The following is a 17,692-nucleotide window of genomic DNA, read 5'->3' as shown; positions in this document are numbered from 1 at the left end:
GATGTCTGCCCCCGCTCTCGCTCGAATCACCCTGCTGCCCGCACAGGAGGGAGTCTGGTTCGCTCAGCAGCTGATGCCGGACAGCCCGGTGTTCAACATCGGACAGGCCCTGTGGTTGGACGGGGCCGTTGATCCCGACGCCTTCGCCGCGGCGTGGGCACGGACGTGGTCGGAGTCCGACGTGCTCCGCTCCCTGTTCGACGACACGGCGGGCGACGATCTGGAGGGTGACGTCACGGTCACGACACCGGACCGGCCCGAACCGTGGGGAGTCGTCGATCTGTCGGGGGAGACCGACCCGGAGGCCGCCGCGCGTGCCGCGATGCGCGCCGACCTGGATGTCCCGAGAGCCATGACAGGTGACGATCTCGTCGGATCGACCCTCTTCCGGCTCGGCTCGGAGCGGTGGGTGTGGCACCTGCGGATCCACCACATCCTCATCGACGCGTACGGCCTGTCCCTCGTGTCTAAACGCGTCGCTGCGGTCTACACCGCGTCGGTCACGGGAGTCGCGTGCGCCGAGTCGAACTTCGCGTCGCTCGCCGAGGTGATCGAGGCGTCTGTTCGCGACGACGATGCGATCGCCGCCGACCGCGAGTACTGGAGGAGGGCGGTCGACGGCCGTGGCGTAGTCCGGCCGCTGTCCGGCGACGGTGAGCTCGCTCAGATCAATCCACACACTCCGATTCAGAGCCGCCGCGTGATCGACGCCGAGCTCGCCGAACGCATCGACGCCCTGGCCGCGTCGACTCGGAGCACCTGGGCCGACGTCGCCGTGCTGGCGTGGGCGTCGGTCCAGAGCGCAACGAGCGGTGACGACCACGTTGTAGTCGGAATGCCGATGATGGGGCGCGCCGGGCGCCCCGCGATCCGCACACCCATGCTGGCCGCGAACGTCCTGCCGTTCCACATCGACCTGCCGGGGTCGACGTCGATCGTCGACTCACTCCGGATCGTGGCCGACGGACTCCGGGAGCTACGCCGCCACCAGGCGTACCGAGCGGAGGACATCGCCCGTGACGCGGGTCTGGTCGGGGCGCGGCGGCACCTCGTCGGGTCGTTGATCAACATCAAGGTCTTCGACTACCGGCTCGACTTCGCGGGGATCGGAGCCGTCCAGGAGAGCCTTGCCACGGGACCGGTGACCGACGTCGCGCTGTCGGTGTACCGCGATGCGACGCACGGCTTCACGTTTTCACTCGATGCCAACCCCGACCTGTACTCGGTCGCCCAGCTGGAGGTGCTCGCCGACAGACTGTGCGCTCACGTGTCGGGCCTGGTCGAGGCGGACCCAGCCGCCGCGCGTCGAACAGTCCCCGTCGCGACCGCAGCCGAACTGGAACTTGTCGACAGTTGGTCGGTCGGCGACACACAGACGGAGTCGACCACCGTGGGAGCGATGTTCCGCGCCACGGCCGTACGTCTCGCAGACCGCGTCGCCGTCGTCGACGCGGGCGGCGAGACGTCGTACATCAGTCTCCTCCGACAGGCCGACGACCTCGCCGCGCGACTGGTCTCGAGTGGGGTCGGGCCGGACAGCCGAGTGGCTCTGCTGCTTCCCCGAACGGTCGATCACGTGGTGGCGACTCTCGCGACCCTGACAGCAGGCGCGTGTGTGGTGCCGATCGACTCGTCGTATCCCGCGGCGCGTGTCGGCTTCATGCTCGACGATTCGAGCCCGGACACGATTCTGACGTCGGATGTCCTGTGCGAGGAGTGGGCGGACGTTCTCGATTCGTCGCGAGCCTCGGTCAGTGTGCTCGACCGGCCGGCGGGGCCGCCGCCGCAGTCGAGTCGCCCGGCGAGTCCCCGGCGCGACGATCAGGCGTATCTGGTCTACACGTCCGGCTCCACCGGTGTGCCGAAGGGAGTAGCCGGAACCCACGGTGCGCTCGCCGATCGTGTCGCGTGGGCCGTCGACCGCTGGACGGTCGACGGCCCGGACGTGCGCCTGGCCAAGAGCTCGGTGAGTTTCATCGACGGGACCACCGAGCTCCTCGGCGCTCTCGTCGCCGGAGCTACGACGATCCTCGTGGACGAGGACACCGCTCAAGACGCGCGAGCGCTCGTCGACACCATCGACGCTCACTCGGCCAGTCAGGTGACGGCAGTGCCGTCGCTGCTGCGCGCGATGATCGACATCGGCCGCGACCGCGTGCGGACGGTACGCCGCTGGATCGCCAGCGGCGAGGACCTGCCGTCCGGTCTGGTGCGCGACCTGTGTGCGGCCGATCCGTCAGTGACGGTCACGAACTCCTACGGGTCGTCGGAAGTGGCGGGCGATGTCACGTTCGCCGACGTGACCGACCACGTGACGATCGGTACGCCTGCGCCCGGCGTCCGTCTCGCCGTCCTCGACCGGTGGCTGACACCCGTGCCGCCGGGAGTGGTCGGAGAGCTCTATGTCGGCGGGTCGCAGGTGGCCCGTGGTTATCACCGCCGCCCGGCGCTCACCGCCGAACGATTCGTCGCCGACCCCGGCGGGTCGGGGACCCGCCTGTACCGGACCGGCGACCTGGCGACGTGGTCTTCCGACGGCTCGCTGAGCTATCACGGTCGCACCGACCACCAAGTCGCCGTTCGCGGATTCCGGGTGGAACTCGGGGAGATCGAAGCGGCGGTGTCCGCCCTCGACGGCGTGGTCGACTCTGCCGTCGTCGCGCCGGTCGGGCCGTCCGGCGATCGCACGATCGTCGCGTACGTCACCGGGCGGACGGTGCTTCACCCGGCCGACATGACGACCCGGCTGGCACAGACGCTGCCGTCATACCTGGTGCCCTCCACGATCGTCGTTGTCGACGAGATGCCGACCACGCCGTCAGGGAAGATCGATCGTGGGGCGCTCACCGCGCGCGAACCACGGGTGGTCTCTGGTGAGGCTGAGCCCACCACCGCGACACAGGCACGTCTCGCCGAACTCGTCGGCGAGACGCTCGGTGTCGCAGGCATCGGACCGGCGGACGACTTCTTCGCCCTCGGCGGACACTCGTTGTCGGCGACCAGGCTGCTGGTCGCGATCAGTTCGACATGGCACGTCACGCTCGCCTTGCGCGACGTGTTCGAGCATCCGACGATCGCTGCCCTCGCCGCACAGATCGACGCCGCTGCACTCGCCGTGGACGACCACAGCGGTCTCGATCCCGACCTCGTCGCATTCGCCGTTCGGACCGAGCGCAGCACGCCCGCGCCGCTGTCGACGGCGCAGAGTCGACTCTGGTTCCAGCATCGCCTCGACGGCCCGAACGCCGTGTACAACATCGTGATTCCGCTGCGCGTGCGGGGACTGTTGGACCGCGCGGCCCTCACCCATGCGGTGCGGGCTGTCGTCGCTAGACACGAGTCGCTTCGAACGGTGTTCTCCGAAGGCGTCGACGGAGCCGTCCAACGTGTCCTCGACGTGACCGACCCGCACATCGAGGTTCTCACCACGGAAGTCTTCGACGACTCGACGATCGCCGCCTTCATCTCTGAGCGTCGAGATCTTCCGTTCGATCTGGAGTGCCAGACACCGATGCGGGTGTCGATCCTGGCAGGCCACACCGAGTCGATCTTGTGCGTCGTCGTCCATCACAGCGCATTTGACCAGTGGTCACTGCCGATCCTGTTCCGAGAGTTGGACACGGCGTACTGTGCCGCGGCTGCCGGAAAGACGCCTGACCTCGGTGATCTGCCCGTGCAGTACGCCGACTACGCGGCGTGGCAGGAACGCACGCGAGACGTTCGCGGTGCGTCCGGACTCGCCTACTGGGGGGAGACGCTGCAGGATCTGCCCGACGAGTTGCCGGTGTTGACCGACCGGGTCCGACCCGCCGAGACCGGCCGTCTCGGGTTCACGGTCAGCCGAGCGGTCGACCCATCGACCGTCACCGCGATCAAGGGCGTGTGCCGAGCTCACCGAGTCACTGAGTTCATGTTCGCGCAGGCTGCCGTGGCGCTGGTCCTGGACCGCTTCGGCGCGGGACCGGATGTGCCTGTGGGAACACCGGTCTCCGGGCGCAGCGACGCGGCCGTGGCCGACACCATCGGATTCTTCGTCAACACCGTGGTCATCCGCAACGACCTGTCGGGGGACCCCACGGGAGGTGAACTGCTCTCCCGGACGCGCAGACGAGTCCTCGACGCGTTCGATCACCAGGACGTTCCGTTCGAGCAGGTGGTCGATCACGTGAATCCCGAACGGATCACGTCGCGGCACCCGTTGTTCCAGACGATGGTCGTCTACCGCAACAGCCGTGGTCTGCCTGCGACCATCGGCGACGCCGCCGTGGAGTTCGTTCCGACGCCCGCGAGCTGGGCGAAGTTCGACATGGAGTTCGAGATAGTCGAGCTCGACTCGGGGAGCATGTCGCTCGACGTCGTGTTCGCCGCCGACCTCTTCGACGAGCAGACCGCCCGCCGCTACGTCGACGCGTTGGCTCAGACCCTCCACGAGCTGGCGGCCGGGAGCGAACGTCGCCTCTCCACTCTCGACATCGAAGGCAGCGCAGCGGAGTCCTCGGCCGGAGCGATCGCCTCGCCCCGTGAGGCTCGGATCGAGCGACTCGTCGCCCGGATCGCGCTCGAGGCGCCGAACCGGGTCGCGCTCGCTATGGGGGAGGACCGCCGAACATACGCCGATCTGGTCGGCGCAGCCAACCGGGTGGCCCGGCTCCTCGGCGATGCGGGCGTGCGGTGCGGTGACCGCGTGGCGATCCTGTCGCCGCGCAGCCCTGACCTGGTGGTCATGATCCTCGGAGTGTTGACCGCCGGAGCCACCTACGTCCCGGTGGACCCGACGTACCCACAAGCTCGGATCGCCTACTTGCTCACCGACAGCGAACCGTCGGCGCTACTGGTGAGCGACCTCGACGTCCTCGATGCGGACGTGTCCGACGTCCCGACCATCGTCCTGAACTCGCCGGAGACGGCCGCGGATCTCGCCCGGCTGTCGGACGCACCTCTGTCGGCGGCGGACCTGCCGGGTGCCCCGGGCCCCGGAGATTCGGCGTACATGATCTACACGTCCGGGTCGACCGGGGCGCCGAAGGGCGTCATGATTCCGCACCGGAACGTGGTGGCGTTGCTCGACGCGACCGCCGACATGGAGTTCGGCCCCGACGACGTGTGGACACTGTTCCACTCGTACTCTTTCGACTTCTCCGTCTGGGAGATGTGGGCGCCGCTGTGCAGCGGCGGTCGTGTGGTCGTTGTTGATCACCCCACGTCGCGGGACCCGAAAGCGTTCGGTGACCTTCTCCGTGATCAGCAGGTCACCGTGCTCAATCAGACTCCGTCGGCGTTCTACGCGTTGACCGACGCCGAATGCGACCGCGACGACACCTCTGGCCTAGCAGTGCGCACGGTCGTGTTCGGCGGCGAGGCGCTCGACCTCCATCGCCTCCGCAGGTGGCGGGAGACGCACCCGTCCGACCAGACGACCCTCATCAACATGTTCGGCATCACCGAGACCACCGTGCACACCACAGTCCACGTGGTCACGGGTGACGAGGCGTCCGGAGCGAGCGTGATCGGGCGGCCGTTGCCAGGTCTGTCGACGTACGTCCTCGATCACCGACTGCGGCCCGTTCCAGTAGGTGTGGTCGGGGAACTCTACGTCGCCGGCACTCAGGTGGCAGACGGCTACTGGCATCGAGCTGGACTGACATCAAGTCGTTTCGTCGCGAATCCCTTCGGTTCTCCGGGCGATCGGCTGTACCGCACCGGCGATCTCATGCGGTGGAACAGCGACGGCCTGCTGGAGTACGCGTCCCGGGCGGACGAGCAGGTAAAGATCCGCGGGTTCCGCATCGAACTGCACGAGATCGTCGAGGCTCTCGAGGCGCATCCGGCGGTCGCCACCGCGCGCGTCGTGGTCGGACGCCGCCCGAGCGGAGATGCGTATCTGAGTGCGTATTGGGTCGGATCGCCCGCCGAGAACACCGCGATCCGTGCACACCTGGAGCAGTCGCTGCCAGTCCACATGGTGCCTGCCGCGATCACCCGGATCGACGCGATGCCGCTCACCGGTAACGGAAAACTCGATCGGCGCGCGCTGCCCGAGCCTTCGACCGCAGACGAGTCCTCAGCGTCTCGTCCCCTCGACGGCCCGGCTGAGATCGCGGTCCACGCTGCCGTCACATCGGTTCTCGGCATCGATGACGTCGGCGTCGACGCCGACTTCTTCCACCTGGGAGGCGACAGCATCTCCGCGCTCTCCGTTGTGCGGCAGGCACGCGCAAACGGTGTGGTGATCACCCTCAAGGACGTCTTCGATCACCGGCGGGTGGACGCCATCGCATTCGCGTCCCGACCTGTTGACGACGACACCCGCTCTCAACGTCGGTTGACGCATCGACCGACGTCGCTGACGCCGATCATGCACCGCCAACTGGCGGCGGGCGGAGACCTCTCGTCCTTCCGGCAGACGGTACTGCTGACAGCACCCGCAGACCTCGATGTGACACGACTGCACGCTGCATTGGCGGCGGTCATCAATCGACACGCCGCACTGTCCCTGTGCATCGATCAGGCGGGTGTCCGACTCGGTGATCCGACCCGTACGCCGCGGATGATCGAGACGATCAACGGCGCCGACCGCCGCGGCGCCGATCTCGAATCGGTCGTCGCGGATGCCGACCGACGCCTCGCTGAGCAACTCGACGCGGCGGCCGGGCAGCTCACCGCTATCGCCGTCGTGGACCGAGGCGACGACGACCATGTGATCGTCTGGACGGTCAATCATTTCGGCGTCGACTTCGTGTCCTGGGATGTCCTCGTCGCGGACCTCGCCGAGTTGTACGACTCGCCTGACACGCCCTCAGCGGCGGAGGTCGACGACTCGTTCCTGCAGTGGATGGAGTATCTCAACACCGACGCCGTTGACCATGCGCGCGGCGAGGTCGACTTCTGGGCGGAGCGGCTCGGCTCGATCCCCGTCGGTCCGGATCCCGAGCGAGGGGAACCGACTAGGGCCGTCGGCGTGTTCGATGCCGAGACGGGGGCGGCGGTTGCAGCGGGCGCGGCAGTCCACGACGGTTTCGCTCAATCGGTGCTGCTCGCCGGATTCGCCGTTGCACTGCAGTCCTGGCGGGGGACCGCGGGCGGCGACGAGGTGCTCGTTGATCTCGAAGGGCACGGTCGGACGTCGCCCGAGGGCGCGCCGCCCGTCGAATCGACGGTGGGATGGTTCACGGTGGTCACACCGACCCCGGTGAGGGTCGACGCGCATACGGCCGCCGCGCTGAACACCGCACCGATCTTGGCGGTCGATCTCGTGGAGGAGACGCGTCGAGCGGTCGACGAGGTGCCCGACGGCGGCTTCGGCTACGGGGTGCTGCGTTACCTGGACACCGAGAACAGGGCGCGGTTCGAGTCCTTCGCCCGCGCAGAGGTGCAGTTCAACTTCGGCGGGGTGATCGGTGCCCGCACCGCAGGCGACAACGCTTGGTCCACGCCCGACGACCTGCCGCGACTCCTCGCAACCGACACCGCGGAGCCCACTCATCCACTTGTCGTCAACGTGACGGGGCGCCGCGTCGAAGGCTCCCTGGTCTTCGACTTCGCCGTCGAATCCGACCGGCGGCTGTACGCGGAGGCTCTCGACGACCTCGTCGCTCGGTGGGAGTCAGCGGTGGCGGCGATCGCGAAAGGTGCGGTGCACCACTCCGGATTCGAGTTGTCCGACCCGATCGCCGCGCCGCCGACCGCGAACCAGCACCGGCTCCGCACGAGTGATGTCCCGCTCGTCGAGTTCGTCCGCACCGGAGTCGTCGACCTTCCGGCGGCCCCGGAGCCCACGGCAGTGCATGCCGCGTTGCTGACTGCAGTGACGACGTTCGATGCGTTGCGTCAACGCATCACCCCGCGCGGACGCGTCTGGCTCACCGAGGTGTTGCCGCCGTCGGCTCGGCGGATCGTCGACGCCGTCGTCGTCGAGCAGACCGACCTTCCGCGGACACGGGCCGTGGCGGACGTCGCCGACCGGCTGGCCTCCACCGTGGACGTGTCGTCCGGCGACGGCGTGCGGGTCGCGTCGGTTACCAGCGCCGACGGTGTGCACTTGGTGGCGGCCGTCCACGGGGCACTCGTCGACAGTCGGTCGGTCCGATCGCTGCTGACGGCTCTGTCGTCACTGCTCGCCGGCGCGGACGCGCCGCGTCCTGGACCCGCGGTGGCCGACGTCGCCGAGCGACTGTCGACGTCCGCGCAATCGGAGGCGATCGAATCCTGGGTCGACGGACTGCGTGATCCCGGCGGCGCGCCGGTCGAAGGGAGTGCCGGAGGGAATCGGGCCGACCGAGTCGTAGGCCAGTTCGACCCGGCCCTGGTCGAGGAACTCTTCCTGTCCGTCGTCGAATCCGGCCAGCCGGTCGCCGTCGACGCGGATCTGCGTCCGATCGTCGGCGCCGACCGCAGCACTGTCGGATGGTTGTCGTCCACCACGACGTTCGACCGTGCGGTGGACACGCCCGCGGCCGACCGTGGTTGGTCGACACTCGCTCGGTACGGCAGCAGGGACGGCCGCCGGGTGGCGAAACGCTTCGGCGAAGCTCCGATCCTGGTGACCCGACAGTTCGCCGAGACGGCGCGCCCCGGTGTCGCAGAGGGGGACGAGCTCTTCCATTCAGCCGTGTATCGGTACCGGGTCGACGAGACGTCGGTGCACCTGAGCTCGGCCGGGGAAGGCAGCGCCGCACTCCTGGACGCCTGGGCAGACGCCCTGCGGAGGCATGTCGACCACGACAGTTAAGGTGAGGGTAACCAAAATGGCGTGACAGGGCGGGAGTGCAACGGATGACGGTCGACGCTGAGACTCCGCGCGCGGCACCTGTTCCCGACGTCCGGAAGCCCGTCGACTGGTGGCGGGTCGGGCGGATCACCGCGGGCTTGCTGGTCGCCGTCGCGCTGCTCGGGCTGGTGTTCCTGGCCAGCTTGAGCGTCGGCTCGACCAGCATCCCCTTCAGTACTGTCTGGCAGGCCCTGTGGTCGTTCGATCACTCCGACGAGCACATCATCGTCCGCGACATGCGTCTGCCGAGGACGGTCCTGGGGCTGGTCGTCGGTGCGGCGCTGGGTGTCGGCGGCGCGCTGATCCAGGCGATGACACGCAACCCGCTCGCCGATCCGGGCATTCTCGGAGTGAACGCAGGCGCCGCGTTCTTCGTCGCGTTGGCCGTCGGTGTGCTCGGGTTCACCGACATCCGAGTTTATGTCTGGTTCGCCTTCATCGGAGCGATTCTCGTGATGGTGCTGGTGTACGCACTCGGCTCGTCCGGACGGGGAGGCGCGACTCCGATCCGGCTCACGCTGTCGGGTGTCGCCGTCGGCGCCGTCCTGACGGGAGTCACGTCGGGCCTCGTCCTGCTCGATCCGGCGGCGTTCGCCACGATGCGTTCGTGGAACGCGGGATCGATCGCCGGGCGCGGCTTCGATGTCACGAGCTCGGTCCTGCCGTTCATCGTCATCGGCCTGGTGCTGACGGTGCTGATCGCGCGGCCGCTGAACGCGGTGGCCCTCGGCGACGACCTCGCGAGATCTCTGGGCGCGGATGTGAACCGGACGCGTCTGATCGGCGTTGTCGCGGTGACCCTCTTGTGCGGCGCGGCGACGGCGGCAGCGGGTCCGATCGTGTTCCTCGGCCTGATGGTTCCGCACGTCGCACGCTGGATCGTCGGACCTGACCAGCGGTGGATCCTGGCGTACACGGTGGTCGGCGCGCCGACGCTGCTGCTGGTCTCGGACATCGTGGGTCGGCTCGTCGTTCGCCCCGGTGAGCTCCAGGTCGGAATCGTGAGTGCCCTGATCGGTGCTCCGGTCCTGATCCTGCTCGTGCGTCGCGGAAAGGCCAGTGGGCTGTGATCTCCAGGTCTCGGGTCGACTTCGGTCGACCGATGGTGGTCGGCCGCGGATTCGGTGGCGGCTGGTCGGTGCGTGCCGACCTGCGGATGGTGTCCGTGTGTGCACTCGTCGCGACGGCGGCGATCGCCGTCGGCGTCGTGACTCTCTGTGTCGGCGACCTGCCGATCGCTCCCGATCGTGTGCTCGCCGCGATCATGGGCGACGGCAGCCGGATGGAGACGACCGTCGTCGTGAAGTGGCGGATGCCGAGGGTGGTGCTCGCACTCGTGCTGGGGGCGCTGCTCGGCGCGAGCGGTGCGATCTTCCAGTCCGTGACGCGGAACCCGCTCGGCAGTCCCGACGTCATCGGCTTCAATACCGGCGCGTACACCGGCGCCCTCGTCGTGATTCTGCTGATCGGGCAGAAGGGCTATTACGAGACGGCGGCGGGCGCCCTGATCGGCGGCGTGGCGACCGCTCTTGCGGTGTATCTGCTCGCGTACAAGCGCGGGGTTCAAGGTTTCCGGCTGATCATCGTCGGAATCGCCGTGAGTGCGATGCTGACCTCGATCAACGCCTGGATACTGGTCAAAGCGGACCTGGATCGCGCGATGTCGGCGTCGGTCTGGGGAGCGGGTTCCCTCAACGGCCTCCGCTGGGACAACGCGACACCGGTCCTGATCGTCGCAGCCCTGTGTGTCCCGCTGCTGGTGGTGGCGGCCGTCCGAATGCCGATCCTCGACCTCGGAGACGACGCGGCCAAAGCCGTCGGTCTCCGGGCCGAGGGGACCAGGCTCTATCTCATCCTGGTGGGCGTGGTGCTGACGGCCATCGCGGCTGCCGCGGCGGGGCCGATCGCGTTCGTGTCGTTGGCCGCGCCTCAGATCGCCCGACGGCTCACCGGGGCGCCCGGGGTGGGGCTCGCGCCGGCCGCGGTCATGGGGGCACTACTGCTCGTGGCGAGTGATCTGGTGGCGCAACGGGCGTTCGCGCCGACCCCTCTCCCCGTCGGTGTGGTGACGGTGTCCGTCGGCGGGATCTATCTTGTGTGGCTGCTGTTCAAGGAAGGGCGTCGGCAATGACCGGAGCGAGCATCGACATGACCAAGGGGACGTCGCCGTCTGCGCGTCTGCAGGCTCGAGACCTCACGATCGGCTACGACCGACGCGTGATCAGCGAGTCGTTGAGCGTCGACATCCCGGACGGGGCGTTCACCGTCATCGTCGGGCCGAACGCGTGTGGCAAATCGACTCTGTTGCGAGCCCTGTCGCGCCTCTTGACGCCCACCGCGGGATCGGTCCTCCTGGACGGAAAGGCCATCACGTCGTACCCGGCGAAAATGGTCGCACGGCAGCTCGGTCTGCTGCCGCAGTCGTCGATCGCGCCGGACGGGATCCGCGTCGGCGACCTCGTCGCGCGTGGCCGGTATCCGCACCAGAAGCTCATCCGACAGTGGTCCGCCGCGGACGAGGCCGCCGTCGTCGAGGCGATGGCGGCCACCGGCGTCACCGAATTGTCGAGTCGGCTCGTCGACGAACTGTCCGGCGGACAACGGCAGCGTGTGTGGGTGGCGATGGTGTTGGCGCAGCAGACGCCGCTGGTGCTTCTCGACGAACCCACGACGTTCCTCGACATCGCCCACCAGATCGATCTCCTCGACCTGTGCGCGCGACTGAACCGCGAGCAGGGGCACACGATGGTCGCCGTCCTCCACGATCTCAACCACGCATGTCGTTACGCAGATCATCTGATCGTGATGAAGGACGGCCGGATCGTCACGGAGGGCGTGCCCGCCGAAGTCGTGACCGCCGATCTCGTCGAGGAGGTCTTCGGCCTGGCATGTCGGATCATCGACGACCCTGAATCGCACACTCCGCTGGTGATCCCACTCGTGTCGCAGTCGAACCGTAGACCGGCATAGCCGACGGAGAGTCGCGTCAGGCGACGATCCGTGACATGCTGGAGGCAGCGGGTGATCAGATTTTGGCCCCGCACTCTGAAGAAAGCAGTAACACAGCATGGCTCAAGGAACCGTCAAGTGGTTCAACGGCGAAAAGGGCTTCGGCTTCATCGCTCCCGACAACGGTGGAGCGGATGTCTTCGTCCACTACTCCTCGATCACCGGTGGCGGATTCCGCAACCTGGAGGAGAACCAGCGCGTGGAGTTCACCACCGAGCAGGGCGCCAAAGGCCCGCAGGCAGTGGACGTAGTCGCAGTCTGACTCAGACTTCTGAAGCCCCGCACCTTCAAGGTGCGGGGCTTCTTCTGTTGTGACGGCGTTGCTGACGTCTTGCCGCGTCAGGCGTGTGCGCGAAGAGGGTTTCGAACCCCCGACCGCTGGTGTATCAAACCAGGACAGACAGATTCGTGACCGCGCGAATTATCTATCACCTGCGCTTGTGTCGATCGGGATACATCAAGATCTACTACGTTCTCCGACGTTGCTGTGGGCAAAATGTGGGCAGGAACCATCAAGCTCATACGGTCAGCCACGGCCGTCAGGTCGTCGTCATAGAGACGCCCGTAGAAGTCGAGTGTCATCTTCGCGGAGGGGGCGGCGGTTTGTATGCCGGAATGGTCCGATGTCAAGAACAAGCCGTTCACGTTCTTGGCGACGATCGGCGGCGCAACGCGGGCGGTGGTTGGTGACGATCCACGGCTCGTAGATGACCGCACCCCGACTGGCGCCACTGTGTCGACGGCGGAGATCGCCGGCACCGCGGTCACGAAAGCCAAGCTCGCAACCCAGTGCAGGCTTCCCGTGACCGAGCCGACGTGGACCTCGCATCAGCATCATCGGGTCCGGCAAGGACACAGCGCGCGGATCGGCACTGGCGACAAACCCGTTCGGCGTGCGACTCCAGCTGGGGCTTGGTTATTGAGTCGGTCGCGGTGCGCGGCATCACCGCGGACGCGTCCGGAAACCTAGTGGTCGAGCTTCGCAACAACGGGATCCGTGATCGATAGGACGTCTCAGGCAATTTCCGCCGCCAACCTGGTTGTAGGCGGAACCGTATCGGGACCGTACGTATGTGCCGCGGCGGGTGACATCTTGACGGTTCAAGTGACTGGCGTTGGGACGAGACTCCCGGTGAGGGCCTGGTTGTTGAAACCAAGGCGCGCGTCGCCTGATGCACATCGTCAGCATCCCTCCGTCGGGCGGAAGGCTTCTCCCGTCAGCGCATGGTCAAGACCGGCAACACCCAGGCCGACTAGAAGCCCGTCACACGGCTGGGGTCCTCGGCCTACGGACGCCTGTGCGTAAATGCTTCGCACGTCGCATCGCAGACGTGGACTAACGGTGTCGCCTGCGTGACGAAGATGATGATGTAGTCGAGGACTGTCGCGGCTGGCGCTCTCGTCCATATCGAGTGGTCGAACCGCAGCAACATCGCGGGCGATCCCTTGTACGGCGGCACCCCCTACGTGGAGGTTGTCCCTACCGGACCTTCCGCCCGACAACGCCCCTTGCTTCCGCATATGAAAGGTCGCGATGCTCCGCTGTTTTGGCCGAGAAACGGCGGGTGCTTCGACGTCGAGCATGGCCGGTCACACTGAGATGTATACATGTGCCCGGCACTCCTCGAAAGAGTGCCGGGCACAGCAGTGTATGTCGTAGCTCAGCTCACGGGGTACCGGTCGGTTAGACTACTGTGGCTGCTTCCACTGGCCTTCTTTATCTCATTCTGGAGAGCGGCAGTATTGGGCCCCAGGACTGGCATGTTGTGTTGCGGTCCATGATGTGCGTGTAGTCCCCGCTCTTGCCCTTGCCGATAATTGATTCTGTTGCGAGCTCGGGCGGAAGTATTCCTATGTGCAGTGAGTATGCTTCGCCTGGCTCGCGTGTTGTGCAGGCCGCAACAACGGTGAAGTTGCCGCCATACGAGTCAAACTCTCTTGCGCGCGTAGGAGCGAGGGGTTTGGTTAGGTTGAGAAGGTCGGTGGCGAACTTGACGCCACCAAAATCTCGGACTTTTCCATCTCCTACCTGAGTTAGCCGGTACCGTTCGGTGAAAATCCTCACGTTCACCTGGTTGGCGGTGAGGCCAACCAGGTCCTTTACCTGTAGGTCTGGGAGGCTTGACTGATAGGTGGTACCTGCCGAGACTTCCGGCGCGGCCTTGGAAGTATTGTGGCTTACTTCTGGCTGGTCGTCACTACATCCGGCTGCCGCGAGGGCGGCGACAGCGACCAGCGAGGCCGCTACGAGGCGGTTCGTGCGATTGTTTGGCAATGGACGCCCTTTCCCTGCTTTCCCTGCTGTTCATCTGATCGCTCGGCAAGGCCGCCACCAGAAACGTAGTACTTATCGATCGTATACGTCGGTTCGTAGTAGGTGACGAATGCGATTGTACCCTTGGACGTTTCAGGCTTTAGTGGCGGACCGCACGTGACCTGGACGGAGATCGACTCCTCTACCGACATGCTCAACTCGGCTTTCACGAACTCCGCTTCAAACCCGCCGGTAAATCCGACCGTTACGCCGCGCGTCGCAGTATGCGAGAGGCCGCACGGCGCGCTGTTCTCGTCGTAGGTGCACGTTCCAGCGATGTCGTTGAAGTCGATGTAGTCGCGAGTAGAGACCTTCCGAACTTCCTCTCGGTAGTGATGACAGTTTGATCCGATCCGAGTTTCAGTTCCCCAGATTCGAACGCAAGCGCTATCGGACGTGTCGTTATTGCCCTCGTCCGAGACGTTCTTCTTGAAGGGGTCGCTTCTGTCGTCGGAAGTGGAGCTGCGGCTGTATGGCGCTGTCGTCGGTGCCTCGCTCGCCTGCGCTGGCAGATCTGTGGTCGAAGGTGCCGTAGGTACAGGTGAGTCCGTTCGCGCCGATGTCGACGGCGTTGTACGTCCACCGATTGTTCGTTGTCCAGAGTCGGGGTGTTCTAGGTCGCGTCGTTCAGTCGGCGCGTTCATATTTGGACCTGTCCCATCACTAGGTGTCTCGGTCGATGGCTCAACAGTTTCCCTAGACGCGTCTGGGGTGGTTGTGGTCGGCTGCACCGTGGGCGGTGGTCCGTCGTTGTTTCCGCCGCACTTGTAGGGCACAGGCGGCGGTGGTGCGTCACTGGGCTTCTTTCCTGGGTGTGATGCGGCCCAGGAATTCTTCCACGCGTTGTTGTAGGCGGAGGTTTCGCGTTTGCAGCGCTCGGCCGGGGTTTCAGCGGAGGCCGGTGCGAGTGAGATCGCGAGCACCATTGCTGCCGCTAGTGCGGTCAGTGCAATCAGGCCGGCGATGAGAGTTCCCCAGGCGTGCCGTTCGCGGCCGGGAGTGTAGTTCGTTGTCAACGTCTTCTCTCCCGGTCAGATGCGGCTGGTGGGGCCGTGGTCGTAGTAGACGTAGACGCCGGTGTCGGTGGTGACGCTGATTTTGGCGTAGGGGCGGACGCTGATGGGTCCGAGGGCGTTGGTGATGTTGAGTTCGATGCCGGACAGGACGATGTCGGCGGTCGGCTGGGTCAGGGCGATCTCGGCGAGGGTGACGGTGGTGATCTTGCCGGCGCCGACCTCGAATTCGAGGTCTGCCGACGGGATGACGGTTGCTTCGGCGCCGAGTTCGGCGCCGATCTCGCCGACCGAGCCTCCGCCGCCGCTGCCGGAGATGGTGACGTTGGGGGCGAGTTTGGCGTTGAGGCCGCCGGTCAGTTTCAGTTCGGGGGTGTGGGCGGTGACTTTCACGCCGTTCGGTGCGACGGAGACGGGGTAGCCGATCTGGTAGCCGACCTCGACTGTGGCCCGAACGGTCTTGCCGTCGATGTTGCGAACGGCGGCGTGCACGTCCGAGGAGAGCAGTGCTTCGCCGGAGAATGGTGAGGAGTCCAGGGCGGGGATCTTCTTGGCCCGGAGTTTAGATGCGGTGAGGGTGATGTCGACACCTTCACGTGTGTGATGCGTCCGGGCGTCGGCGGGCCCGGCGAGCAAACTCGAAGCCAATGCGAACGCGGCGATGACGGCAAGGACGAGTGGTGTCGCGATACGACGCAACATAGGTGACCCCCAAAGTCAGAACAGGCCAATCGGCCTGTGTAACAACCGCTTCCGAACCGGCGATACTCACTACAGATCCGGTGTGCGGTGGAAGCACTGTGCTCCCGCAAGTGATTTGACTCTTTGGGCAATCGTAAGGCAAACAATTGTCCGGAAGGCTCTGCGAACGCCCAGCTCAGCTGTTGTTTCCATTTGTCCGGTCCGGACACGGACTGTGGTCCGGTTCGCTCGTGACGGCCTATTTCCGACATTCGGGCAGGGGTGTTGTGTCGTTGCACGGAACGCGTTGCGCCTGGCGGGGGATGCCGTCGCCCCATGGCCTGACCTGGATGACGACTGGACCTATACCCACGACGCACTCGCAGAGTCGGAGTACGAGGACGACCCGAAACGTGGGCCGCAATCGAGCGACTGCGCGCAGACCTCGCCGAGCACAGGGCGGCAGCTCGGGGTGCGAGAGGATAGTGGGCAGAATGGGGGCACGTAGCGCGTCCGAGGCTGCGTCCACCTTGCTTCTCGTCTGGTAAATCGTGGTGCGCGAAGAGGGTTTCGAACCCCCGACCGCTGGTGTGTAAAACCAGAGCTCTACCACTGAGCTATTCGCGCGCGACGTCAGTTGCACGTGACGTCCATTGGCACATTATCGGGTGGACGCCGCTTGCCCAAACTGAATCGCGCGCTGTGGCGCGGGCGGCACCGCTACGCTCGACGACATGAGGGACGAAGACGCGATGCGTCGAGCACACGACGTGTTCGATCCGTTGTGCGACAAGCTCTTCGCGCGCCCAGATGTCGACATCGGGCCGATGTTCGGGTCGGAGGGCGTGCGTGTCCTCGGAAAGGTGTTCGCGTTCGTGGCCAGACGTGGCGAGATCGTGGTCAAGCTGCCGTCCGACCGTGTCGACGCTCTCACCGTCGGCGGTGTCGGTGCTCGAATGGAGATGCGTGGTCGTGTCATGCGTGAGTGGATGCATGTCGGCCTCGATCACGCCGACCAATGGGAAAGCCTCATGACCGAAGCCCACGACTTCGTACGATCCATCACTGTTCAACCCGACCGGAGGACTGTAGAACGTGAAGACCATCGTTGAGAAGACTGCTCTGATCGATGCGCTCGAAGCGCAGTGGAAGAGCATCGACGATCTGGTGACCCCGCTGACCGACGAGCAGTGGAACACCGCGACCGGGCTTCCAGGGTGGACGGTCGGCGATGTCGTCGCCCACGTCATCGGCACCGAGAGCATGCTCGACGGCCGAACGGTCGAATCGATACGAGACGTCGAGTCGCTCGACCATGTGAAGAACCCGATCGGGGTTCTGAACGAGAACTGGCTCGACTACTACCGGGCGCGCACGCGTGACGAGGTGATGGCCGACTATCGCGCGCTCACCGCAAAACGGGTCGCCGATCTCCACGCGTTGGACGATGAGGCTTGGAATGCCGACTCAGTCACTCCAGTCGGTCCCGAGAGCTACGGCCGATTCATTCGGGTGCGCAATTTCGACTGCTGGGTGCATGAGATCGACATCCGTGACGCGCTGGGGCTCGGTGATCCGACGGTCCCGGAGCCCGCCGGATTCGCTCTCGCCGAGTTCGAGCACAATCTGCCGTATGTGGTGGGGAAGAAGGCGCGCGTGCCGGCGGGGAGCGCAGTCACGTTCGATTTCGTAGGACTGGTGCCGTCGCTGGCTCATGTCGCGGTGGGCGAGCGGGCCGCGGTTGTTCCGGCGCACGACGGTCCGGCCGATGTGACGATCCGCTTGAGTCTCGCCGACTACGCCCGGCTCGCGGGTGGACGGCCGGGCGGTACGGCCGCCACTGTTGTCATCGAGGGCGACAAGGCGATAGGCGACGCGATCGCCGACAACCTGCACTATCTGATCTGA

Annotated in this window: 9 protein-coding genes and 2 tRNA genes; 7 read left to right on the top strand and 4 right to left on the bottom strand. The window is 66.0% G+C overall.

From position 1 onward, the window contains the following. Window position 1: 1 nt before the first annotated feature. The 5 genes from JVX90_RS10805 (at window position 2) to JVX90_RS10785 (ending at window position 12,038) form a co-directional block, all read left to right on the top strand. Window positions 2-8,728: a non-ribosomal peptide synthetase gene (locus JVX90_RS10805; RefSeq protein WP_205328791.1), complete on the top strand. Its 8,727-nt coding sequence runs from the start codon at window positions 2-4 to the stop codon at window positions 8,726-8,728. 44 nt (window positions 8,729-8,772) lie between these two features. Beyond that, on the top strand, window positions 8,773-9,837 hold the full coding sequence (locus tag JVX90_RS10800; RefSeq protein ID WP_205328790.1) for an iron chelate uptake ABC transporter family permease subunit: 1,065 nt from the start codon (window positions 8,773-8,775) through the stop codon (window positions 9,835-9,837). Window positions 9,838-9,869: 32 nt separating this feature from the next. Continuing rightward, complete coding sequence (locus JVX90_RS10795; RefSeq protein ID WP_205332381.1) at window positions 9,870-10,898, top strand: iron chelate uptake ABC transporter family permease subunit; 1,029 nt, start codon at window positions 9,870-9,872, stop codon at window positions 10,896-10,898. Continuing rightward, window positions 10,895-11,737 (top strand): ABC transporter ATP-binding protein, encoded by an 843-nt coding sequence (locus JVX90_RS10790; protein WP_205328789.1) that lies wholly within the window; start codon window positions 10,895-10,897, stop codon window positions 11,735-11,737. Before JVX90_RS10795 ends, JVX90_RS10790 begins: the two co-directional genes overlap by 4 nt. Window positions 11,738-11,834: 97 nt before the next feature. Further along, entirely contained in the window at window positions 11,835-12,038 is a 204-nt protein-coding gene (locus JVX90_RS10785) for a cold-shock protein (RefSeq protein ID WP_205328788.1), read from the top strand. An 86-nt stretch (window positions 12,039-12,124) separates the two neighbouring features. Here the strand turns inward: JVX90_RS10785 and JVX90_RS10780 are convergent. The 4 genes from JVX90_RS10780 to JVX90_RS10765 form a co-directional block, all read right to left on the bottom strand. After that, a tRNA-Ile gene (locus JVX90_RS10780) sits at window positions 12,125-12,214 on the bottom strand. A gap of 1,806 nt (window positions 12,215-14,020) precedes the next feature. Continuing rightward, the gene (locus JVX90_RS10775) at window positions 14,021-15,106 is read right to left on the bottom strand and encodes a hypothetical protein (protein ID WP_205328787.1); all 1,086 of its coding nucleotides are present in this window, start codon (window positions 15,104-15,106) and stop codon (window positions 14,021-14,023) included. Between the two features lie 15 nt (window positions 15,107-15,121). Beyond that, window positions 15,122-15,805, bottom strand: coding sequence for an MspA family porin (locus JVX90_RS10770; protein WP_240193856.1), 684 nt, complete (start codon window positions 15,803-15,805; stop codon window positions 15,122-15,124). A gap of 531 nt (window positions 15,806-16,336) precedes the next feature. After that, window positions 16,337-16,411 (bottom strand) — tRNA-Val (locus JVX90_RS10765). A 107-nt stretch (window positions 16,412-16,518) separates the two neighbouring features. Between JVX90_RS10765 and JVX90_RS10760 the strand changes: the two genes are divergently transcribed. Together JVX90_RS10760 and JVX90_RS10755 are read left to right on the top strand one after the other, a co-directional pair. Then, complete coding sequence (locus JVX90_RS10760) at window positions 16,519-16,896, top strand: hypothetical protein (protein WP_205328786.1); 378 nt, start codon at window positions 16,519-16,521, stop codon at window positions 16,894-16,896. Then, the gene (locus JVX90_RS10755; RefSeq protein WP_205328785.1) at window positions 16,880-17,692 is read left to right on the top strand and encodes a maleylpyruvate isomerase family mycothiol-dependent enzyme; all 813 of its coding nucleotides are present in this window, start codon (window positions 16,880-16,882) and stop codon (window positions 17,690-17,692) included. The genes JVX90_RS10760 and JVX90_RS10755 overlap by 17 nt, the downstream gene beginning before the upstream one ends.

It is taken from the genome of Gordonia sp. PDNC005 (assembly GCF_016919385.1).
Taxonomy (GTDB): Bacteria; Actinomycetota; Actinomycetes; order Mycobacteriales; family Mycobacteriaceae; genus Gordonia.
Note: the sequence above shows the minus strand (reverse complement) of the source record. Positions and strands in the feature narration are given on the sequence as shown.